Origin of the sequence: Burkholderia cepacia (assembly GCF_001718835.1) — a bacterium.
Lineage (GTDB): Bacteria > Pseudomonadota > Gammaproteobacteria > Burkholderiales > Burkholderiaceae > Burkholderia > Burkholderia cepacia_F.
This window is the reverse complement of sequence record NZ_CP013443.1, coordinates 3,103,522-3,120,180: the sequence shown is the minus strand read 5'-3', so window position 1 is coordinate 3,120,180 and position 16,659 is coordinate 3,103,522. Positions and strand designations below refer to the sequence as shown.

17 protein-coding genes are annotated in these 16,659 nt (G+C 68.4%); 9 read left to right on the top strand and 8 right to left on the bottom strand.

Going from position 1 to position 16,659, the window contains the following annotated elements; all coding sequences use genetic code 11:
- Positions 1-26: 26 nt before the first annotated feature.
- The 4 genes from WT26_RS17595 to WT26_RS17580 all read right to left on the bottom strand — a co-directional run bounded on the left by WT26_RS17595 (position 27) and on the right by WT26_RS17580 (position 2,943).
- Positions 27-473 carry a nuclear transport factor 2 family protein gene (locus WT26_RS17595; RefSeq protein WP_006749968.1) on the bottom strand — a complete coding sequence of 149 codons (447 nt, stop codon included), beginning with the start codon at positions 471-473 and terminating at the stop codon, positions 27-29.
- A 117-nt stretch (positions 474-590) separates the two neighbouring features.
- Complete coding sequence (waaF, locus tag WT26_RS17590) at positions 591-1,628, bottom strand: lipopolysaccharide heptosyltransferase II (RefSeq protein ID WP_059523421.1); 1,038 nt, start codon at positions 1,626-1,628, stop codon at positions 591-593.
- A 146-nt stretch (positions 1,629-1,774) separates the two neighbouring features.
- Complete coding sequence (locus WT26_RS17585) at positions 1,775-1,969, bottom strand: zinc-finger domain-containing protein (protein ID WP_006749970.1); 195 nt, start codon at positions 1,967-1,969, stop codon at positions 1,775-1,777.
- A gap of 50 nt (positions 1,970-2,019) precedes the next feature.
- Positions 2,020-2,943, bottom strand: a complete 924-nt coding sequence (locus WT26_RS17580; protein WP_059523419.1) for a branched-chain amino acid transaminase — start codon at positions 2,941-2,943, stop codon at positions 2,020-2,022.
- Positions 2,944-3,148: 205 nt separating this feature from the next.
- Here WT26_RS17580 and WT26_RS17575 point away from each other — a divergent pair, with 205 nt between their 5' ends.
- The 3 genes from WT26_RS17575 to WT26_RS17565 all read left to right on the top strand — a co-directional run bounded on the left by WT26_RS17575 (position 3,149) and on the right by WT26_RS17565 (position 5,658).
- Positions 3,149-3,904 carry an AzlC family ABC transporter permease gene (locus WT26_RS17575; protein ID WP_059523417.1) on the top strand — a complete coding sequence of 252 codons (756 nt, stop codon included), beginning with the start codon at positions 3,149-3,151 and terminating at the stop codon, positions 3,902-3,904.
- Positions 3,901-4,224: an AzlD domain-containing protein gene (locus WT26_RS17570; protein ID WP_069273391.1), complete on the top strand. Its 324-nt coding sequence runs from the start codon at positions 3,901-3,903 to the stop codon at positions 4,222-4,224. The genes WT26_RS17575 and WT26_RS17570 overlap by 4 nt, the downstream gene beginning before the upstream one ends.
- A gap of 237 nt (positions 4,225-4,461) precedes the next feature.
- Positions 4,462-5,658, top strand: a complete 1,197-nt coding sequence (locus tag WT26_RS17565) for a phosphoglycerate kinase (RefSeq protein ID WP_069273390.1) — start codon at positions 4,462-4,464, stop codon at positions 5,656-5,658.
- Between the two features lie 157 nt (positions 5,659-5,815).
- Here WT26_RS17565 and WT26_RS38820 read toward each other — a convergent pair whose 3' ends face one another.
- Positions 5,816-5,944 (bottom strand): hypothetical protein, encoded by a 129-nt coding sequence (locus WT26_RS38820; RefSeq protein ID WP_021164118.1) that lies wholly within the window; start codon positions 5,942-5,944, stop codon positions 5,816-5,818.
- On the opposite strand from WT26_RS38820, the gene pyk reads away from it, so the two are divergent.
- The 6 genes from pyk (at position 5,943) to WT26_RS17535 (ending at position 12,681) form a co-directional block, all read left to right on the top strand.
- Positions 5,943-7,379, top strand: a complete 1,437-nt coding sequence (gene pyk / locus WT26_RS17560) for a pyruvate kinase (protein WP_069273798.1) — start codon at positions 5,943-5,945, stop codon at positions 7,377-7,379. The genes WT26_RS38820 and pyk overlap by 2 nt on opposite strands.
- Before the next feature lie 271 nt (positions 7,380-7,650).
- Positions 7,651-8,715, top strand: coding sequence for a class II fructose-bisphosphate aldolase (gene fba, locus WT26_RS17555; RefSeq protein WP_027789227.1), 1,065 nt, complete (start codon positions 7,651-7,653; stop codon positions 8,713-8,715).
- Positions 8,716-8,913: 198 nt separating this feature from the next.
- Entirely contained in the window at positions 8,914-9,804 is an 891-nt protein-coding gene (locus WT26_RS17550) for a phosphoribosylaminoimidazolesuccinocarboxamide synthase (protein ID WP_059523409.1), read from the top strand.
- Positions 9,805-9,819: 15 nt separating this feature from the next.
- Positions 9,820-10,341, top strand: coding sequence for a 5-(carboxyamino)imidazole ribonucleotide mutase (gene purE, locus WT26_RS17545; RefSeq protein WP_059523407.1), 522 nt, complete (start codon positions 9,820-9,822; stop codon positions 10,339-10,341).
- A gap of 88 nt (positions 10,342-10,429) precedes the next feature.
- The gene (locus WT26_RS17540) at positions 10,430-11,641 is read left to right on the top strand and encodes a 5-(carboxyamino)imidazole ribonucleotide synthase (RefSeq protein WP_059523405.1); all 1,212 of its coding nucleotides are present in this window, start codon (positions 10,430-10,432) and stop codon (positions 11,639-11,641) included.
- Between the two features lie 11 nt (positions 11,642-11,652).
- Entirely contained in the window at positions 11,653-12,681 is a 1,029-nt protein-coding gene (locus tag WT26_RS17535; RefSeq protein ID WP_059523403.1) for an L-threonylcarbamoyladenylate synthase, read from the top strand.
- 85 nt (positions 12,682-12,766) lie between these two features.
- Here the strand turns inward: WT26_RS17535 and WT26_RS17530 are convergent, their stop codons facing one another.
- The 3 genes from WT26_RS17530 to dacB all read right to left on the bottom strand — a co-directional run bounded on the left by WT26_RS17530 (position 12,767) and on the right by dacB (position 16,643).
- A complete protein-coding gene (locus tag WT26_RS17530; RefSeq protein WP_059523401.1) occupies positions 12,767-13,912 on the bottom strand; it encodes an SGNH/GDSL hydrolase family protein in 1,146 nt (381 codons plus the stop codon).
- Between the two features lie 95 nt (positions 13,913-14,007).
- Positions 14,008-14,922, bottom strand: a complete 915-nt coding sequence (locus WT26_RS17525; RefSeq protein WP_069273389.1) for a sterol desaturase family protein — start codon at positions 14,920-14,922, stop codon at positions 14,008-14,010.
- A 200-nt stretch (positions 14,923-15,122) separates the two neighbouring features.
- The gene (dacB, locus tag WT26_RS17520; protein ID WP_069273388.1) at positions 15,123-16,643 is read right to left on the bottom strand and encodes a D-alanyl-D-alanine carboxypeptidase/D-alanyl-D-alanine-endopeptidase; all 1,521 of its coding nucleotides are present in this window, start codon (positions 16,641-16,643) and stop codon (positions 15,123-15,125) included.
- Positions 16,644-16,659: the final 16 nt, after the last annotated feature.

The window sequence follows — 16,659 nt, the reverse complement described above, 5'->3', positions numbered from 1 at the left end:
CCGCTAATGCGTTGCTTCGTTCTTCGTCAGTGCAGCGGACCCTGCCCGTGACGGATCTTCGCGGCGAATTGTCCGGCCGCCTGTTCGGGAATCGGGCTCGCGTGAATATGCGCGATGCGCCACTCGCCGCGCTCGTGAATCATCACGTACGTGGCGAAAACCATGTCGGGTTCGGCCGTCAGGTCGGCCTGCTGATGCGCTTCGGCGATCGTGTAGACGACCGTGCCGAGGCTGTCGTACACCCGGATGTCGAGCGGCTCGATCGTCACGGGGCGTGTGGCGAGCCGGTTGGCGAGCCCGCTGCGGATCTGGTCGAGGCCGTGCAGATGCTCGCCGTCCGCCCATACGCAGCTGGCGAAATCCTCGTCGATCCACAATCCCAGCAGCGCGTCGAGATTGGCATCGGCGACGGCCTGGTAGTAGGCGTTCAGCGTATCGGCGGCGGCTTCGAAGAGGCGGGCAAAACGTGGCATCGGGGTTATCTCTCGCGCGCGTCGCGCGCCGTATTCAGCACGACGGCCCGGGTGGAGCCGCCGTACACCGGTGAATCGGATTGCCCGGCGCGTCGTGTGCGACGCTGCCGGTCAGGGTCAGCGCTGCCCGACGAGCATGCCGCGCAAATCGCCGAATACCTGCTCGGGACCGAGTTCGCGCAGGCATTTCAGATGGCCGAGCGGGCACTCGCGTTCGAAGCAGGGACTGCATTCGAGATGAAGCCATTGTACCTTCGCCAGGTCCGACAGCGGAGGGGTGTGGCGCGGATCCGTCGAGCCGTACAGCGCGACGAGCGGCCGGCGCAGCGCGGCGGCGACGTGCATCAGCCCCGAATCGTTGGTGACCACCGCGTTCGCGCGCGCGATCAGCGCGCAGGCCTCCGACAGCGACGTCTGCCCGCACAGGTTGCGCACGTTCGGCGCGTGGTCGGCGATCGCCTGCGCGGCCGCGGCGTCCTTCTGCGAACCGAGCGCGACGATCTGCGTGTACGGGAACGACTGGTGGACGATGGTGGCGAGCGACGCGAAGTGTTCGGGCGGCCAGCGCTTGGCCGGGCCGTATTCCGCGCCGGGGCAGAACACGACGAGCGGCTTGCGCGTATCGAGATTGAAGCGCGCGGACACGCGCGCCGTCTCGTTCAGGTCGGCGTCGAGGCGCGGCGCGGGCAGCGTCTTCATCGACTCCGGCAGCTTCGCGCCCGGTGCGTACGCGAGCGCCGCGTAGTGGGTCGTCATCGGCGGCCGCTCGCCCGACCTAGCCGGATTCGCGTGCCGCACGTTCAGCAGCCCGTAGCGGTGCTCGCCCGTGTAGCCGATCCGCAGCGGGATGTTCGCGAGCCACGGGATCACCGCGGATTTCAGCGAATTCGGCAGCACGTACGCCGCGTCGTAGCCGACGTCGCGCAGGTCGCTCGCGAGCTGCCAGCGGCGCAGCAGCTGCAGCTTGCCGTGCGCGAGATCGGTCGCGTAGACATCGTGGATCTCGGGCATCCGCTCGAGCACGGGCGCGACCCACGAGGGCGCGACGGCATCGATCGCGATGCGGGGATGGAGTTTCTTCAGCAGCGCAAAAAGCGGCTGCGCCATCAATGCGTCACCGATCCAGTTCGGTGCGATAACCAGCGCTCGACGCATCAGGTCGACTTCCGATGTCTTGATGAAGCGCGGCGCCCAGGCGCCGCGTTCGGGTTGCCAGAATGGAGAACGGCGGCGCGCCGGGGGCCCGGCTGCGCCGCCTTGGGTCGGCGGGCCTGCAAACCTGCAGGCCCGGCCGCCGGGGCTCAGTGGCCCTTGACGACCTCGCCGTCGCGCAGCTTGTAGCGCGTGCCGCAGTACGGGCAGCGTGCTTCGCCGTGCGAGACGTCGATGAAGACGCGCGGGTGCGCGCTCCAGCGTGCCATGGCGGGGTTCGGGCAGTACGCGGGAAGATCCTTGGCCGTCAGCTCGACCAGCGGCATTTCCTTGATTTCACTCATGAGACTTTCTCTTATCACTCTTTTGTGGGGCGGTCGGTGGCGCGGCGCGCTCAGACCTTCGTCAGCCAGTGCGCGTACTTCGCGTTCTTGCCCGACACGATATCGAAAAACGCCGCCTGGAGCTTTTCCGTGACGGGGCCGCGCGCGCCGCTGCCGATCGTGCGGTTGTCGAGCTCGCGGATCGGCGTGACTTCAGCGGCCGTGCCGGTGAAGAACGCTTCATCGGCCGTGTAGACCTCGTCGCGCGTGATGCGCTTCTCGATGACCTCGATGCCGGCGTCCTTCGCGAGCGTGATGACCGTGTCGCGCGTGATGCCGTCGAGGCACGACGACAGGTCGGGCGTGTACAGCTTGCCGTTGTTCACCAGGAAGAAGTTCTCGCCGGAGCCTTCCGACACGTAGCCGTCGACGTCGAGCAGCAGCGCCTCGTCGTAGCCGTCGGCCGTTGCTTCCTGGTTCGCCAGGATCGAGTTCACGTACCAGCCCGACGCCTTCGCGCGGACCATCGACACGTTCACGTGGTGGCGCGTGAACGACGACGTCTTCACGCGGATGCCCTTCGCGAGGCCTTCCTCGCCGAGGTACGCGCCCCACGGCCATGCGGCGATCGCGACGTGGATCGTGTTGCCCTTCGCGGCCACGCCGAGCTTTTCCGAGCCGACCCAGATGATCGGGCGCAGGTAGCACGACTCGAGCTTGTTCTCGCGCACGACTTCGAGCTGCGCGGCTTCGAGCGTTTCCCGGTCGAACGGCACGTCCATCTGGAAGATCTTCGCCGAATTCAGCAGACGTTTCGTGTGCTCGTACAGGCGGAAGATCGCGGTGCTGCCGTCAGCCGACTTGTACGCGCGCACGCCCTCGAAGACACCCATGCCGTAATGCAGCGTGTGGGTCAGGACGTGGATCTTGGCGTCGCGCCAGTCGATCAGCTTGCCGTCCATCCAGATCTTGCCGTCGCGGTCGGCCATTGACATAGGATTCTCCTGGGAAGCAGTTGTACAGCGGGTTGTATGCAGCGTTGAGCCGGAAAGACGCTTATTTTAGCGTCATTTGCCGGCGATCCGGTCGGTCGGCGCAGGGCCGGCGCTATAATCGCCCGGTACCGATTCCAATAACGACGGGTCGTACCGGCAGGAGGCGCCGGCGCCCCGACGAACCGCCCGCCGCGGCCCGCTTCCCATGCTCGCTCGATTGTCCGCCACCGACCGCTTCGCGCTGATCCAGGGCGCGCGCGACTATTCCCCGACGCTGATGGCGATTTTCTCGTGGGGGCTCGTCACCGGCATCGCGATGAGCAAGTCGGTGATGACGCTCGGGCAGGCGAGCGCGATGTCGCTGCTGGTCTACGCGGGTTCGTCGCAGCTCGCGGTGCTGCCGCTGCTCGCCGCGAAGCTGCCGATCTGGACCATCCTGCTCACGGCCGCGATGGTCAACACGCGCTTCGTGATCTTCAGTGCCGGGCTTGCGCCCCATTTCTCCTACCTGCCGCTGTGGCGGCGCCTCGCGATCGGCTATTTCAACGGTGACGTGATCTACCTGCTGTTCCAGAAACAGGGCTTCGCGTACGGCCACGTGCCCGGCAAGGAGGCGTATTTCTGGGGGATGGCGCTCGCGAGCTGGCTGTCGTGGCAGGTGTCGTCGCTCGCCGGCATCCTGCTCGCGAGTTTCTTTCCCGCGAGCTGGGGGCTGGAGCTGGCCGGCACGCTCGCGCTGATCCCGATCATGGTGTCGGCCGTCGCGAACCGGTCGACGCTCGCGGCCGTCGCGGTCGCGGGCATCGTGTCGCTCGTCGCGTTCGACCTGCCGTACCGGCTCGCGCTGCCGCTCGCGGTGCTCGCCGCGCTCGCGGCCGGCTGCACGGCCGACTTCTTCGTCGAGCGGGCCGACTGGCGGCGCATCCGCACCGAAACCGTGCACGAGAAGGAGATCGAATGAGCGCGACGGAGATCTGGATCGTCATCATCGGGATGACGATCGTCACGGCGGTCACGCGCGCACTGTTCCTGATCGGCGGCGAGCGCACCGTGCTGCCGGAACGCGCGCAGCGCGCGCTGCGCTATGCGCCGGCCGCCGCGCTCGTCGCCGTCGTGCTGCCCGACGTGCTCGAAACGCCGGCCGGGCTGTCGTTCGCGCTGTCCAACCATCCGTTCTACGCGGCGCTCGCCGGCCTCGGCTGGTTTTTGTGGCGGCGCAGCATGCTCGGCACGATCGTCGTCGGGATGCTCGTCTTCACCGCGCTGCGCCTGGTCGCCTGATGCGCGCGCATCGGCCTGGCCGCATCGCAGCATTGCGCGTTGTCCCAAATAGGCGGAATTCGACGCCATGCGGGCAGCCGTCCGAACGGATCGGCTAGAATGCCCGTTCGAGATTTTTTACCCGTGCGCGTCATGCGAACCGCCAGCCACGGCCGCATCCGGCGCCCTTTCGCGGCAGCCCGCGCACGTCCAGCGTGAACCCCCTTTTTCCCCATCCACTACTTCAATCTGTTCAACATGAGCCAAGTCAAGCGTCTTACCGACCTGATCGCCGCCGGCCAGCTCGCCGGCAAGCGGGTATTCATTCGCGCCGACCTGAACGTCCCGCAGGACGACCAGGGCAACATCACCGAGGACACGCGCGTGCGCGCGTCCGTGCCGGCCATCCAGGCCGCGCTCGACGCCGGCGCGGCCGTGATGGTCACGTCGCACCTGGGCCGCCCGACCGAAGGCGAATTCAAGCCGGAAGATTCGCTCGCGCCGGTCGCGAAGCGCCTCGCCGAGCTGCTCGGCCGTGACGTGCCGCTCGTCTCGAACTGGGTCGAGAACGGCGTGAACGTCGCGCCGGGGCAGGTCGTGCTGCTCGAGAACTGCCGCGTGAACAAGGGCGAGAAGAAGAATTCGGACGAGCTCGCGCAGAAGATGGCGAAGCTCTGCGACGTGTACGTGAACGACGCGTTCGGCACCGCGCACCGCGCGGAAGCGACCACGCACGGGATCGCGAAGTACGCGCCGGTCGCGTGCGCGGGCCCGCTGCTGGCCGCCGAACTCGACGCACTCGGCAAGGCGCTCGGCAATCCGGCCCGCCCGCTGGTGGCGATCGTCGCCGGCTCGAAGGTGTCGACCAAGCTCACCATCCTGAAGTCGCTGGCCGGCAAGGTCGACCAGCTGATCGTCGGCGGCGGCATCGCGAACACGTTCATGCTCGCGGCCGGCCTGTCGATCGGGAAGTCGCTCGCGGAAGCCGACCTCGTCAGCGAGGCGAAGGCGATCATCGACGAAGCGCGCGAGCGCGGCGCGTCGGTGCCGATCCCCACCGACGTCGTGACCGCCAAGGAATTCTCGCCGACGGCCGTGGCCACGGTGAAGCAGGTCGCCGACATCGAAGCGGACGACATGATCCTCGACATCGGCCCCGATACGGCGAAGGCGCTCGCGAGCCAGCTCGAGAAGGCCGGCACGATCGTGTGGAACGGCCCGGTCGGCGTGTTCGAGTTCGACCAGTTCGGCAACGGCACCAAGGCACTCGCGGAAGCGATCGCCAAATCGTCCGCGTTCTCGATCGCGGGCGGCGGCGACACGCTCGCGGCCATCGCGAAGTACGGCATCCACGACCAGGTCAGCTACATCTCGACGGGCGGCGGCGCCTTCCTCGAGTTCCTCGAGGGGAAGAAGCTGCCGGCGGTGGAAGTGCTCGAAACGCGGGCGGCCTGAGCGTGGCGGCGCGCGCAGGGGTGACGAAGGCCGCGCGCTCCGCGAAAGCGGAGCAGCCGGCCGGCGCGGGCAAGCGCAAACGCGCGCCCGCGCGGGCGAACACCGCCCCGCGCGCACCGGCGGCCGCCGGCGACGCGGCCGAGCAGCACCACGAGATTCAGAACAAAGCGATGCCGGGCGCAAGCACCGGCACGCCCCCCGGAACGGCCGCCGCTGGGCCCGCCGCTTCCGGCTCTCGCAGCGTTTCACCCAGCGCATCCACCTTGATCCAGATGAGGAGTTTCATGCAGCGCGCCACCAAGATAGTCGCCACGATCGGCCCGGCTTCCAGTTCGCCGGAGATTCTGCTGCAGATGATGCAGGCGGGCCTCGACGTCGTGCGGCTCAATTTTTCGCACGGCACGGCCGACGATCACCGCCAGCGCGCCGAGATGGTGCGCGAGGCCGCCCGCAAGGTCGGCCGCGAGATCGCGATCATGGCCGACCTCCAGGGCCCGAAGATCCGCGTCGGCAAGTTCGAGAACGGCAAGACGACGCTGACGCCGGGGCAGCCCTTCATCCTCGACGCCGGTTGCGAGCTCGGCAACGACGAGCGCGTCGGCCTCGACTACAAGGAGCTGCCGCGCGACCTGAAGCCGGGCGACCTGCTGCTGCTGAACGACGGCCTGATCGTGCTGACCGTCGAGCGCGTGCTCGGCGACGAGATCCACACGATCGTCAAGGTGGGCGGCGAGCTGTCGAACAACAAGGGCATCAACCGCCAGGGCGGCGGCCTGTCGGCTCCCGCGCTGACCGCGAAGGACATGGAAGACATCCGCACCGCGATGTCGCTCGGCGCGGACCTGGTCGCGGTGTCGTTCCCGAAGAACGCGACCGACATGGAAATGGCGCGCCAGCTCGCGAACATCGCGGGCGCGCCGTACGGCATCAAGCCGAAGATGATCGCGAAGATCGAGCGCGCGGAAGCGATTCCGGCGCTGCAGAGCATTCTCGACGCGTCCGACGGCATCATGGTCGCGCGCGGCGACCTCGCGGTGGAAGTGGGCAACGCGGCCGTGCCGGCGCTGCAGAAGCGGATGATCCGGATGGCACGCGAGTCGAACAAGCTCGTGATCACCGCGACGCAGATGATGGAGTCGATGATCCATGCGCCCGTGCCGACCCGCGCGGAAGTGTCGGACGTCGCGAACGCGGTGCTCGACGGCACCGACGCGGTGATGCTGTCGGCCGAGACGGCTGCCGGCAAGTACCCGGTCGTCACGATCGAGACGATGGCGGCCGTGTGCGTCGAGGCGGAAAAGTCGGAACACGTCGAACTCGACAAGGATTTCCTCGACCGCACGTTCACGCGGATCGACCAGTCGATCGCGATGGGCGCGCTGTTCACCGCATACCACCTCGGCGCGAAGGCGATCATCGCGCTGACCGAATCGGGCGCGACCGCGCTGTGGATGTCGCGCCACTACACGCACGTGCCGATCTTCGCGCTGACGCCGCGCGTCGGCAGCGAGCGCACGATGGCGCTGTACCGCAACGTGACGCCGCTGCACGTCGACTTCAACAGCGACCGCGACTCGGCGCTCCAGCAGGCGATCGAGCTGATCGTCCAGCGCGGGCTCGTCGCGCTCGGCGACATGGTCGTGCTGACCGTCGGCGAGCCGATGGGGCAGGCGGGCGGCACCAACACGCTGAAGATCGTGCGGGTCGGCGAGCATTACTGACCCGGCGGCCCGATTCGATCCGGCACCGTTTTATACGCGAAAGCCGCGTGGGGTCCGGAACCCCACGCGGCTTTTTTTCTCTTTTTTGCCCGCATTGTGCCGTGCGAACGTAACAAATTGCGAGTCGGCGCCACCGGGCGGTCGGAATCGGAGGCGCTTCGCGATAAAATGCGGCTATTCGACGCTCAGCCGCGCCCGTCCGCCCGGGGCCACCCCGGCCAGGCCGCGCCGGCGTCAGGGCGCACCGGTTTTCATTCCAAGGAGTTCCACAATGCCTCTCGTATCAATGCGTCAATTGCTGGACCACGCGGCAGAGCACGGTTACGGCCTGCCGGCCTTCAACGTGAACAACCTGGAGCAGGTCCAGGCGATCATGGCGGCGGCGGACCAGGTCGGCGCGCCCGTGATCATGCAGGCATCGGCCGGCGCGCGTAAGTATGCGGGCGAGCCGTTCCTGCGCCACCTGATCGAAGCGGCGGTCGAATCGTACCCGCACATCCCGGTCGTGATGCACCAGGATCACGGCCAGTCGCCGGCAGTCTGCACGGCCGCGATCCGCAGCGGCTTCACCAGCGTGATGATGGACGGCTCGCTCGAAGCCGACGGCAAGACGGTTGCCTCGTACGAATACAACGTCGACGTGTCGCGCAAGGTCGTCGAGATGGCGCACTCGATCGGCGTGACGGTCGAAGCCGAACTCGGCGTGCTCGGCTCGCTCGAGACGATGAAGGGCGACAAGGAAGACGGCCACGGCGCGGAAGGCACGATGACCCGCGAGCAGCTGCTGACCGATCCGGAGCAGGCCGCCGACTTCGTGAAGCTCACCCAGTGCGATGCGCTCGCGATCGCGATCGGCACGTCGCACGGCGCGTACAAGTTCTCGAAGAAGCCGACGGGCGACATCCTGTCGATCCAGCGCATCAAGGAAATCCACGCGCGCATTCCGAACACCCACCTCGTGATGCACGGTTCGTCGTCGGTGCCGCAGGAACTGCTGGCCGAGATCCGCGAATTCGGCGGCGACATGAAGGAAACCTACGGCGTGCCGGTCGAGGAAATCCAGGAAGGCATCAAGCACGGTGTGCGCAAGATCAACATCGACACCGACCTGCGCCTCGCGATCACCGGCGCGATCCGCCGCTACCTGTTCGAGAACCCGGGCAAGTTCGATCCGCGCGACTACCTGAAGCCCGCACGCGAAGCGGCGAAGCAGGTGTGCGTCGACCGTTACCTCGCGTTCGGCTGCGAAGGCCAGGCCGGCAAGATCAAGCCGCTGTCGCTCGACAAGATCGCCGAGCAGTACAAGTCCGGCGCGCTCGCGCAGGTCGTGCGCTGAGACTGTAGTACGATCCGGGGCTGCCGGCCGGCGGACATCCGCCGGCCGTGACCGTCCCGCCGGCCGAAAAAGGGCCGGCCGGCGCCGCCCGGGCCTTGCCGCCCGGCCGCACGCCGACGTATTGCAAGACCGCCGTTCCCGCCTGCCGCGGGGAACGGCGTTTCCCTTTTTGTTTGGCTCCTTATCTGCGAAAAGACGATGTCTACCCTTTACGAATCCACGCTCCGCTCGCTGCCGCTCCTCGGTCGCGGCAAGGTCCGCGATAACTACGCGGTCGGCAACGACAAGCTCCTGATCGTCACGACCGACCGCCTGTCGGCATTCGACGTGGTGATGGGCGAGCCGATTCCGAACAAGGGCCGCGTGCTGAACCAGATGGCGAACTTCTGGTTCGACAAGCTCGCGCACATCGTGCCGAACCACCTGACGGGCGACGCGCCGGAAGCGGTCGTCGCGGCCGACGAGGTCGAGCAGGTGACGGGCCGCGGCGTGGTCGTCAAGCGCCTCGAGCCGATCATGATCGAAGCGGTCGTGCGCGGCTACCTGGCCGGCAGCGGCTGGAAGGAATACCAGGCGTCGGGCGCCGTGTGCGGCGTCAAGCTGCCGGAAGGCCTGCAGAACGCGCAGAAGCTGCCCGAGCCGATCTTCACGCCGGCCGCGAAGGCCGAGATGGGCGAGCACGACGAGAACATCACGTTCGAGGAAACCGAGCGCCGCATCGGCACCGAGCTGGCCGCAACCATTCGCGACATCTCGATCAAGCTGTACAAGGAAGCGGCCGATTACGCGGCGACGCGCGGCATCATCATCGCCGACACGAAGTTCGAATTCGGCCTCGACAACCACGGCAAGCTGTACCTGATGGACGAAGTGCTGACCGCCGATTCGTCGCGCTTCTGGCCGGCCGACCAGTACGAAGTCGGCACCAACCCGCCGTCGTTCGACAAGCAGTTCGTGCGCGACTGGCTCGAGGCGCAGCCGTGGGGCAAGACGGCGCCGGCGCCGGCGCTGCCGGCCGACGTCGTCGAGAAGACGGCCGCGAAGTACCAGGAAGCGCTCGAGCGCATCACGGGCCAGTCGCTCGCCTGAGCAAGGACGGATGAAATGAGTGAAGTCCAGACTGCCCACACGCACAGCGCGCCGCTCGTCGGCGTGCTGATGGGTTCGAGTTCCGACTGGGACGTGATGAAGCACGCGGTCGCCATCCTGCAGGAATTCGGCGTGCCGTACGAAGCGAAGGTCGTGTCCGCGCACCGGATGCCCGACGAGATGTTCGACTATGCGGAGAAGGCGCGCGAGCGCGGGCTGCGCGCGATCATCGCGGGCGCCGGCGGCGCAGCGCACCTGCCCGGCATGCTGGCCGCGAAAACCACGGTGCCGGTGCTCGGCGTGCCGGTCGCGAGCAAGTACCTGAAGGGCGTCGATTCGCTGCACTCGATCGTGCAGATGCCGAAGGGCGTGCCCGTCGCGACGTTCGCGATCGGCGAGGCCGGCGCCGCGAATGCCGCGCTGTTCGCGGTGTCGATCCTGTCCGGCACGTCGACCGACTACGCGAACCGGCTCGCCGCGTTCCGCGTGCGCCAGAACGAAGCCGCGCACGCGATGGTGCTGCCGCCGCTGGAATGACGGCGCACGGGCGGCCGCACTGCCATTCCAGCGGCTGCCGGATCCTCCCTACTGCGGCGGGCAGCGCCCGCCGCGACCGACCACTGACATGACCGCAACTCCTGATTCCGTTTCCCCGATCCTGCCCGGCGCGTGGCTGGGCATGGTCGGCGGTGGCCAGCTCGGCCGCATGTTCTGCTTTGCCGCCCAGTCGATGGGCTATCGCGTCGCCGTGCTCGATCCCGATCCGACGAGCCCTGCCGGCGCGGTCGCCGACCGCCACCTGCGCGCGGCCTATGACGACGAAGCCGCGCTCGCCGAACTGGCCGACCTGTGCGACGCGGTGTCGACGGAGTTCGAGAACGTGCCGGCCGCAAGCCTCGATTTCCTCGCGCGCACGACGTTCGTCGCGCCGGCCGGCCGCTGCGTCGCGGTCGCACAGGACCGGATCGCGGAGAAGCGCTTCATCGAGGCGTCGGGTGTGCCCGTCGCGCCGCACGTCGTGATCGAATCGTCGGCGGCACTCGCCGCGCTCGACGATGCCGCGCTCGACGCGGTGCTGCCGGGCATCCTGAAGACGGCGCGCCTCGGCTACGACGGCAAGGGCCAGGTGCGCGTGAGCACCGCGCAGGAAGCGCGCGACGCGCATGCGGCGCTGAACGGCGTGCCGTGCGTGCTCGAGAAGCGCCTGCCGCTGAAATACGAAGTGTCGGCGCTGATCGCGCGCGGCGCGGACGGCCGCTCGGCCGCGTTCCCGCTCGCGCAGAACGTGCACCACAACGGCATCCTCGCGCTGACGGTCGTGCCCGCGCCGGCCGCCGATGCCGCGCGCGTCGAAGAGGCGCAGCAGGCCGCCGTGCGGATCGCCGATACGCTCGGCTACGTCGGCGTGCTGTGTGTCGAATTCTTCGTGCTGGAAGACGGTTCGTTCGTCGCGAACGAGATGGCGCCGCGCCCGCACAACTCCGGCCACTACACGGTCGATGCGTGCGCAACGAGCCAGTTCGAGCAGCAGGTGCGTGCGATGACGCGCATGCCGCTCGGCAACCCGCGCCAGCATTCGCCGGCCGCGATGCTGAACATCCTCGGCGACGTGTGGTTCCCGAACGGTGCGGCCGGCGCAGGTGCGGCGGCCGATGCCGTCACGCCCCCGTGGGACACGGTCGCCGCGATGCCGGCCGCGCACCTGCACCTGTACGGCAAGGAAGACGCGCGCGTCGGCCGCAAGATGGGCCACGTGAACTTCACGGCCGAAACGCGCGACGAAGCCGTCGCCGCGGCCACCGCGTGCGCGCAGCTGCTGCGCGTGCCGCTCGACTGAGGCGCCGGCCGATGTCCATCGATCTCCCGAACACCGTGACGGCCGCGCAGATCGACGCGGCCGCCGCGTTGCTCGACGCGGGCCAGCTCGTCGCCTTTCCGACCGAAACCGTCTACGGACTCGGCGGCGACGCCGCGAATCCCGAGGCCGTCGCGCGCATCTACGCGGCGAAGGGGCGGCCCGCGAATCATCCGGTGATCGTGCACCTGCCGCCGGGCGGCGATCCCGGTTACTGGGCCGACGATCTGCCGGCCGAGGCGCAGGCGTTGATCGATGCATTCTGGCCGGGCCCGCTGACGCTGATCCTGAAGCGTCATGCGCGCATTCCGGACGCCGTGAGTGGCGGCCAGGATTCGGTCGGGCTGCGCTGCCCGTCGCATCCGGTCGCGCAGGCGCTGTTGGCCGCGTTCAGCGCGCGGCGCGGCGGGCATGGCGGCGTGGCCGCGCCGTCCGCGAACCGGTTCGGCCATGTGAGCCCGACCACCGCGCAGCACGTGCGCGACGAATTCGGCGACACCGTGCACGTGCTCGACGGCGGCGCGTCCGAAGTCGGCATCGAATCGACGATTCTCGATCTGTCGCGCGGTTTCCCGGCGCTGCTGCGCCCGGGCCACGTGACGCCGCAGCAGATCGCCGACGTGCTCGGCCGCGCGCCTACGCTGCCGGACGGCAGCGACGCGACCGCGCCGCGCGCATCGGGCACGCTGAAAGCGCATTACGCGCCGCGCACGCCGCTCGCGCTGCTGCCGTTCGACGCGCTCGAGCCGCTGCTCGCGGTCGCGCAAGCCGACGGCGAACGCGTCGCGCTCGTCGCGCGTGCGTCGCGCGCGGGACACTGGGCGCGGGCCGACGGCGTGCATTTCGTCGCGGCACCGGAAGATCCGCAGGCGTATGCACGCGATCTGTACGGGATGTTGCGCGCGCTCGACCGCGCGCAGGTCGCGCGGATTCTCGTCGAGAAGCTGCCCGAGACCGTCGAATGGATCGCGGTCAACGATCGTCTCGGCCGTGCGGCGGCCGCGTTCGAAGCGCGCGACTGACACGATCGGCGGTTGATTCAGGAATGAAAAAACGCCCGACCGGCGAACCGGTCGGGCGTTTTCGTTCGGGCGCGTGGCCGGCGGCTTACTTGCCGACGCCGGACTTCGCGATCTGCTGTTCGACGAACTGCGCGAACAGCGCGTGCAGGTGCGTCGTCGGGTGGACCGTGTCGGCGAACATGTAGGTTTGGTCTGCGTTCGCGACCGTGTAGGTCTGCGGCGAGCAGAACAGCGACGAGCCGAATGCGGTTGCGTTCGCGACGCCGTACTGCGTGGCGGCCTGGACCATCGCCTTCAGGTTGCAGGCGGTATCGGTGTTCGACACGCTGAAGCCGTTCGCCTTGTAGTTCGCCGCGATGCCGTCCTGCCACGTGAACGTATCGAGCAGCGCGACCTTCGTCGTGTCGACCTTCAGCGCGGCCAGCGTGCCGGCCAGCGTCTGGTTGAACAGCCCGGACAGTTGCGTGAACGCGGCCTGCGTCTGCGCGCCGCCCTGCAGCGCGAGCGGCGTGCCGCCGATGTCCGGCACGTTCGACACGTACACGTGCGTCGCGCCCGCCGCGACGATCTGCTGGACGATGCCGCCGAGCTGCTGCGCGGCCAGGCCGATCGCCTGCGCCGCCGCGAGCTGCGCGGCCGGCGTGTTGCCTTGCGCCTGCGCGACCTGCGCCTGGTAGAAGATGTCGTTCGCGCCGCCGTTGACCAGCACGATCTGGCCGGCGTTGAAGCTGCCGTGCTGCGACAGGTACTGCTTGACCTGGTCGGCGATCGGCGTCGTGGTGGCCTGCGCATAGTCGGCGTTCGGCACGCTCGCGTCCGCGTGGCCGATGCCCGGCTGCAGCGTCACGCGCGAACCGCCCTGTGCGTAGCCGAGACCGCCGGTGGCCTGCAGCGGAATGCCGAAGCCGCCCTGGTTCGCGGGCTGCAGCGTGTCGCCGTAGTACTGCGCGACGTTCTGCGTCCATACCTGGCCCGGGTTGGTCGTGAAGCGGCCGCCGCCGAAGCCGAGCTTGATCTGCGAGTAGGTGCCCGCGTCGGACAGGCTGTCGCCGAACGACACGACCTGCATCTTCACGCCCGACGGCGGCGTGTTCGACGCGCTGTTGTTGTTATTGTCGTCACCGCCGCCGCATGCGGCGAGCAGCGCGAGCGCGGCGCCGGCGATCGCGACCTGCGCGGTGCGCAGCATGCGCTGCCGGGTGCGGGAAGGTGCGTGTTGTTGTGTCTGCATCGTTCGATCTCCTCGTAGATATGGCCTGATGTGTTTCTCATCTGCCGCGCGCCTGCTCGGTTCCGGGCTGCGCGGCGGCCGTTGGCTGAAACGGTTTATTGGTCGCGCGCAGCCGCAAGCGGCACGGTGCGCGGATCGGGGTTCGCGGCCTCGGCAATCTGCGCATGATAAGCGCTCGCCCATTCGGGCGGGCCGAAAATCGCGCGCAGCTTGTTGCGCCAGCCGTCGACGCGCAATGCGTCGCCGGCCATCGATATCCACTCGTGGAACGTCGCGACGAGCGGGTTGTTCGAGCCGAGCCGCTCGACGATCCCGTACCACGGCGGATCGTCTGGCGTTTCCTCGACATAGCTGCCGAACAGGCGATCCCAGATCACCAGGACACCTGCGTAATTGCGGTCGATGTAGCGTGGATTGCGCGCGTGGTGCGCACGGTGGATCGACGGCGTGTTCAGCACGTATTCGAGCCAGCCGAGCTTGCCGATCGCCTGCGTGTGCACGAAGAACTGGAACGCGAGGTTGATCAGCACGATGCCGACGACCTGCTGAGGCGGAAAGCCGGCGAACGCGAGCGGCAGCCAGAACACCCACATGCCCGCGACGGGGTACATCAGGCTCTGGCGGAACGCGGTCGAGAAATTCATCCGCTCGGACGAGTGATGCACGACGTGCGCGGCCCACAGCCAGCGCACGCGATGGCTCGCGCGATGGAACACGTAGTAGAGGAAATCCTGCGCGACGAACAGCACCGCGAACGACAGCCAGCCGTCGTGCCACGTGAACAGGCGGTAGTGCCGGTAGCAATACGCGTAGACGGGGATCACGAACAGCCACGCGATCTTGTCGGCGCCCTGGTGCATCAGCGCGAGCGCCGCATTGCACAGCGTGTCGCGCCACGCATAGACAGGGTCCTGCGCACGAGTGCGGGCGAGGTGCCAGGCCTCCCACGCGATGCAGAGCAGGAAGACGGGCGCCAGCGCGAGCAGAAGCAATTCGACGTCGAATCGCATGGGCGTGTCTCCTTCTTTCCCCTGCAAGCCTCGTGGCCGGGCAGTCGCCCGATTGTGAATATGGATCAGGCGACAGCCTACGCAATCGCCACGCGCTAGGCGAGGGGGCAGCGTAGAGGGTTCCCTCTGAGGACAGGGTTTCTACGGAAGCCGCGCCGTGCGGGGCTGCGCGGTGCGGCCCCGTTTTGCCGGCGCGGCCGTCAGCGCGCGCCGGCGTAGATCCATTCGAGCAGCGTGTCGTGCGCGGCGCGCGCGGCTTCCGCGTGATCGTTGTTGATGAAACTGACGACGATGTAGCTCTGGCCGTCGGCGCCGGCAACGTAGCCGGCGATCGCGCGCACGTCGCGCAGCGTGCCGGTCTTGATGTGCGCGTTGCCGAGCACGCCGGCGTTGGTGAGGCGATTCTTCATCGTGCCGTCGATGCCCGCGATCGGCAGCGAATCGATGAAGGCCTGCGCGACGGGGCTCGCGTTCGCGGCCTGCAGCAGCGCGGCGAGCGACAGCGCGCTCACATGCTCTTCGCGCGACAGGCCCGAGCCGTTTTCGAGCACGAGGTCGGGCATCGCGATGCCGCTCTTCTGCAGGAACGCCTGGATCACGCGGCTCGACTGTTCGGGCGTCGCGGGCGGCTTGCCGCCGACCGCGCCGATCGTCAGGAACAGGTTGCGCGCCATCACGTTGTTGCTGAACTTGTTGATGTCGTAGACGATGCTGCCGAGCACCGGGCTGTGATGCACGGCGAGCGGCCGCGCGGTGGTCGGCACCCTGCCTTCGCTCACGGGCCCCGCGATCGTACCGCCGTCCTGCTGCCACAGCGCGAGGAAGCCGCGGGCGAAGAACGTCGTGTGATCGAGGATCGCGAGGTTGGTCGTGTGCGCGCCGCAGCGCAGCGGGTAGTCGCCGGCGAACGAAGCGGTCATGATCCCGCTGCCGGCCGTCAGCGTCGGCCGCGCGGCCGCGGCGGCCGCGCTGCACGAGCCCGAGCCTTCGACCAGCTGGTTGTCGATCGACAGGTCCGCGAGCGGCGGCAGCACGTCGACGGCCACCTTGCCGTCGTCGCCCGGCGTGACGGTGAACGACACGGCCTTGAACGCGTACAGCAGCGGATCGGGGCCGACGTTGTACGGCGCGCTCGCATCGTCGTCGAACGAAGGGAGATCGCGCGTCGACGCCGCGAAGTAGCTCTTGTCGAGCACGAGGCCGCCGGCCACGCGCTTGACGCCGGCCTTGCGGAGTTTGTCGACGAGGTCGATCAGCTCTTCGGGCACGAGCTTCGGATCGCCGGTGCCCTTGATGTACAGGTTGCCCTGCAGCGTGCCGTCGGGGTCGACCGTGCCGTCCGTGTAGGCGGTCGTGCGCCAGCGGTAGTCGGGGCCGAGGATCGACAGGCCGGAGAAGGTCGTCACGAGCTTCATCGTCGAGGCGGGCAGCATCGGCCGGCTCGCATTCCACGCGATCAGCGGTTCAGGATCGCCGACGCGCTCGACGACGACGCTCATCGCCGACGCCGGCACCTTCGCGCGCTGCAGCGCGACGAGCACCGACGCCGGCAGGCCGGCCGCGCGCGCGGCGGCGGACACGACGGGCGGCTTGTGCGGCTTCTTGCGGGCCTGCGCGGCAGGCGCGAAGGCGAGGGCCGTGCAGGTGGCGACGATGGCGGCCGCCCGCAGGCAGACGCGGGCGCGGGGGGCGAACCGGGCGGCGAGGACGGAAATCGGCATGGACGAATACGGGAAA

Excerpts from the sequence above, each read along its gene's own strand:
- dacB (WP_069273388.1), bottom strand. The coding sequence starts at position 16,643 with ATGCCGATTTCCGTCCTCGCCGCCCGGTTCGCCCCCCGCGCCCGCGTC.
- fba (WP_027789227.1), top strand. The coding sequence starts at position 7,651 with ATGCCTCTCGTATCAATGCGTCAATTGCTGGACCACGCGGCAGAGCAC.
- pyk (WP_069273798.1), top strand. The coding sequence starts at position 5,943 with ATGCAGCGCGCCACCAAGATAGTCGCCACGATCGGCCCGGCTTCCAGT.
- purE (WP_059523407.1), top strand. The coding sequence starts at position 9,820 with ATGAGTGAAGTCCAGACTGCCCACACGCACAGCGCGCCGCTCGTCGGC.
- WT26_RS17580 (WP_059523419.1), bottom strand. The coding sequence starts at position 2,943 with ATGTCAATGGCCGACCGCGACGGCAAGATCTGGATGGACGGCAAGCTG.
- waaF (WP_059523421.1), bottom strand. The coding sequence starts at position 1,628 with ATGCGTCGAGCGCTGGTTATCGCACCGAACTGGATCGGTGACGCATTG.
- WT26_RS17565 (WP_069273390.1), top strand. The coding sequence starts at position 4,462 with ATGAGCCAAGTCAAGCGTCTTACCGACCTGATCGCCGCCGGCCAGCTC.
- WT26_RS17535 (WP_059523403.1), top strand. The coding sequence starts at position 11,653 with ATGTCCATCGATCTCCCGAACACCGTGACGGCCGCGCAGATCGACGCG.
- WT26_RS17550 (WP_059523409.1), top strand. The coding sequence starts at position 8,914 with ATGTCTACCCTTTACGAATCCACGCTCCGCTCGCTGCCGCTCCTCGGT.
- WT26_RS17595 (WP_006749968.1), bottom strand. The coding sequence starts at position 473 with ATGCCACGTTTTGCCCGCCTCTTCGAAGCCGCCGCCGATACGCTGAAC.
- WT26_RS17575 (WP_059523417.1), top strand. The coding sequence starts at position 3,149 with ATGCTCGCTCGATTGTCCGCCACCGACCGCTTCGCGCTGATCCAGGGC.
- WT26_RS17525 (WP_069273389.1), bottom strand. The coding sequence starts at position 14,922 with ATGCGATTCGACGTCGAATTGCTTCTGCTCGCGCTGGCGCCCGTCTTC.
- WT26_RS38820 (WP_021164118.1), bottom strand. The coding sequence starts at position 5,944 with ATGAAACTCCTCATCTGGATCAAGGTGGATGCGCTGGGTGAAACGCTG.
- WT26_RS17570 (WP_069273391.1), top strand. The coding sequence starts at position 3,901 with ATGAGCGCGACGGAGATCTGGATCGTCATCATCGGGATGACGATCGTC.
- WT26_RS17530 (WP_059523401.1), bottom strand. The coding sequence starts at position 13,912 with ATGCAGACACAACAACACGCACCTTCCCGCACCCGGCAGCGCATGCTG.
- WT26_RS17585 (WP_006749970.1), bottom strand. The coding sequence starts at position 1,969 with ATGAGTGAAATCAAGGAAATGCCGCTGGTCGAGCTGACGGCCAAGGAT.
- WT26_RS17540 (WP_059523405.1), top strand. The coding sequence starts at position 10,430 with ATGACCGCAACTCCTGATTCCGTTTCCCCGATCCTGCCCGGCGCGTGG.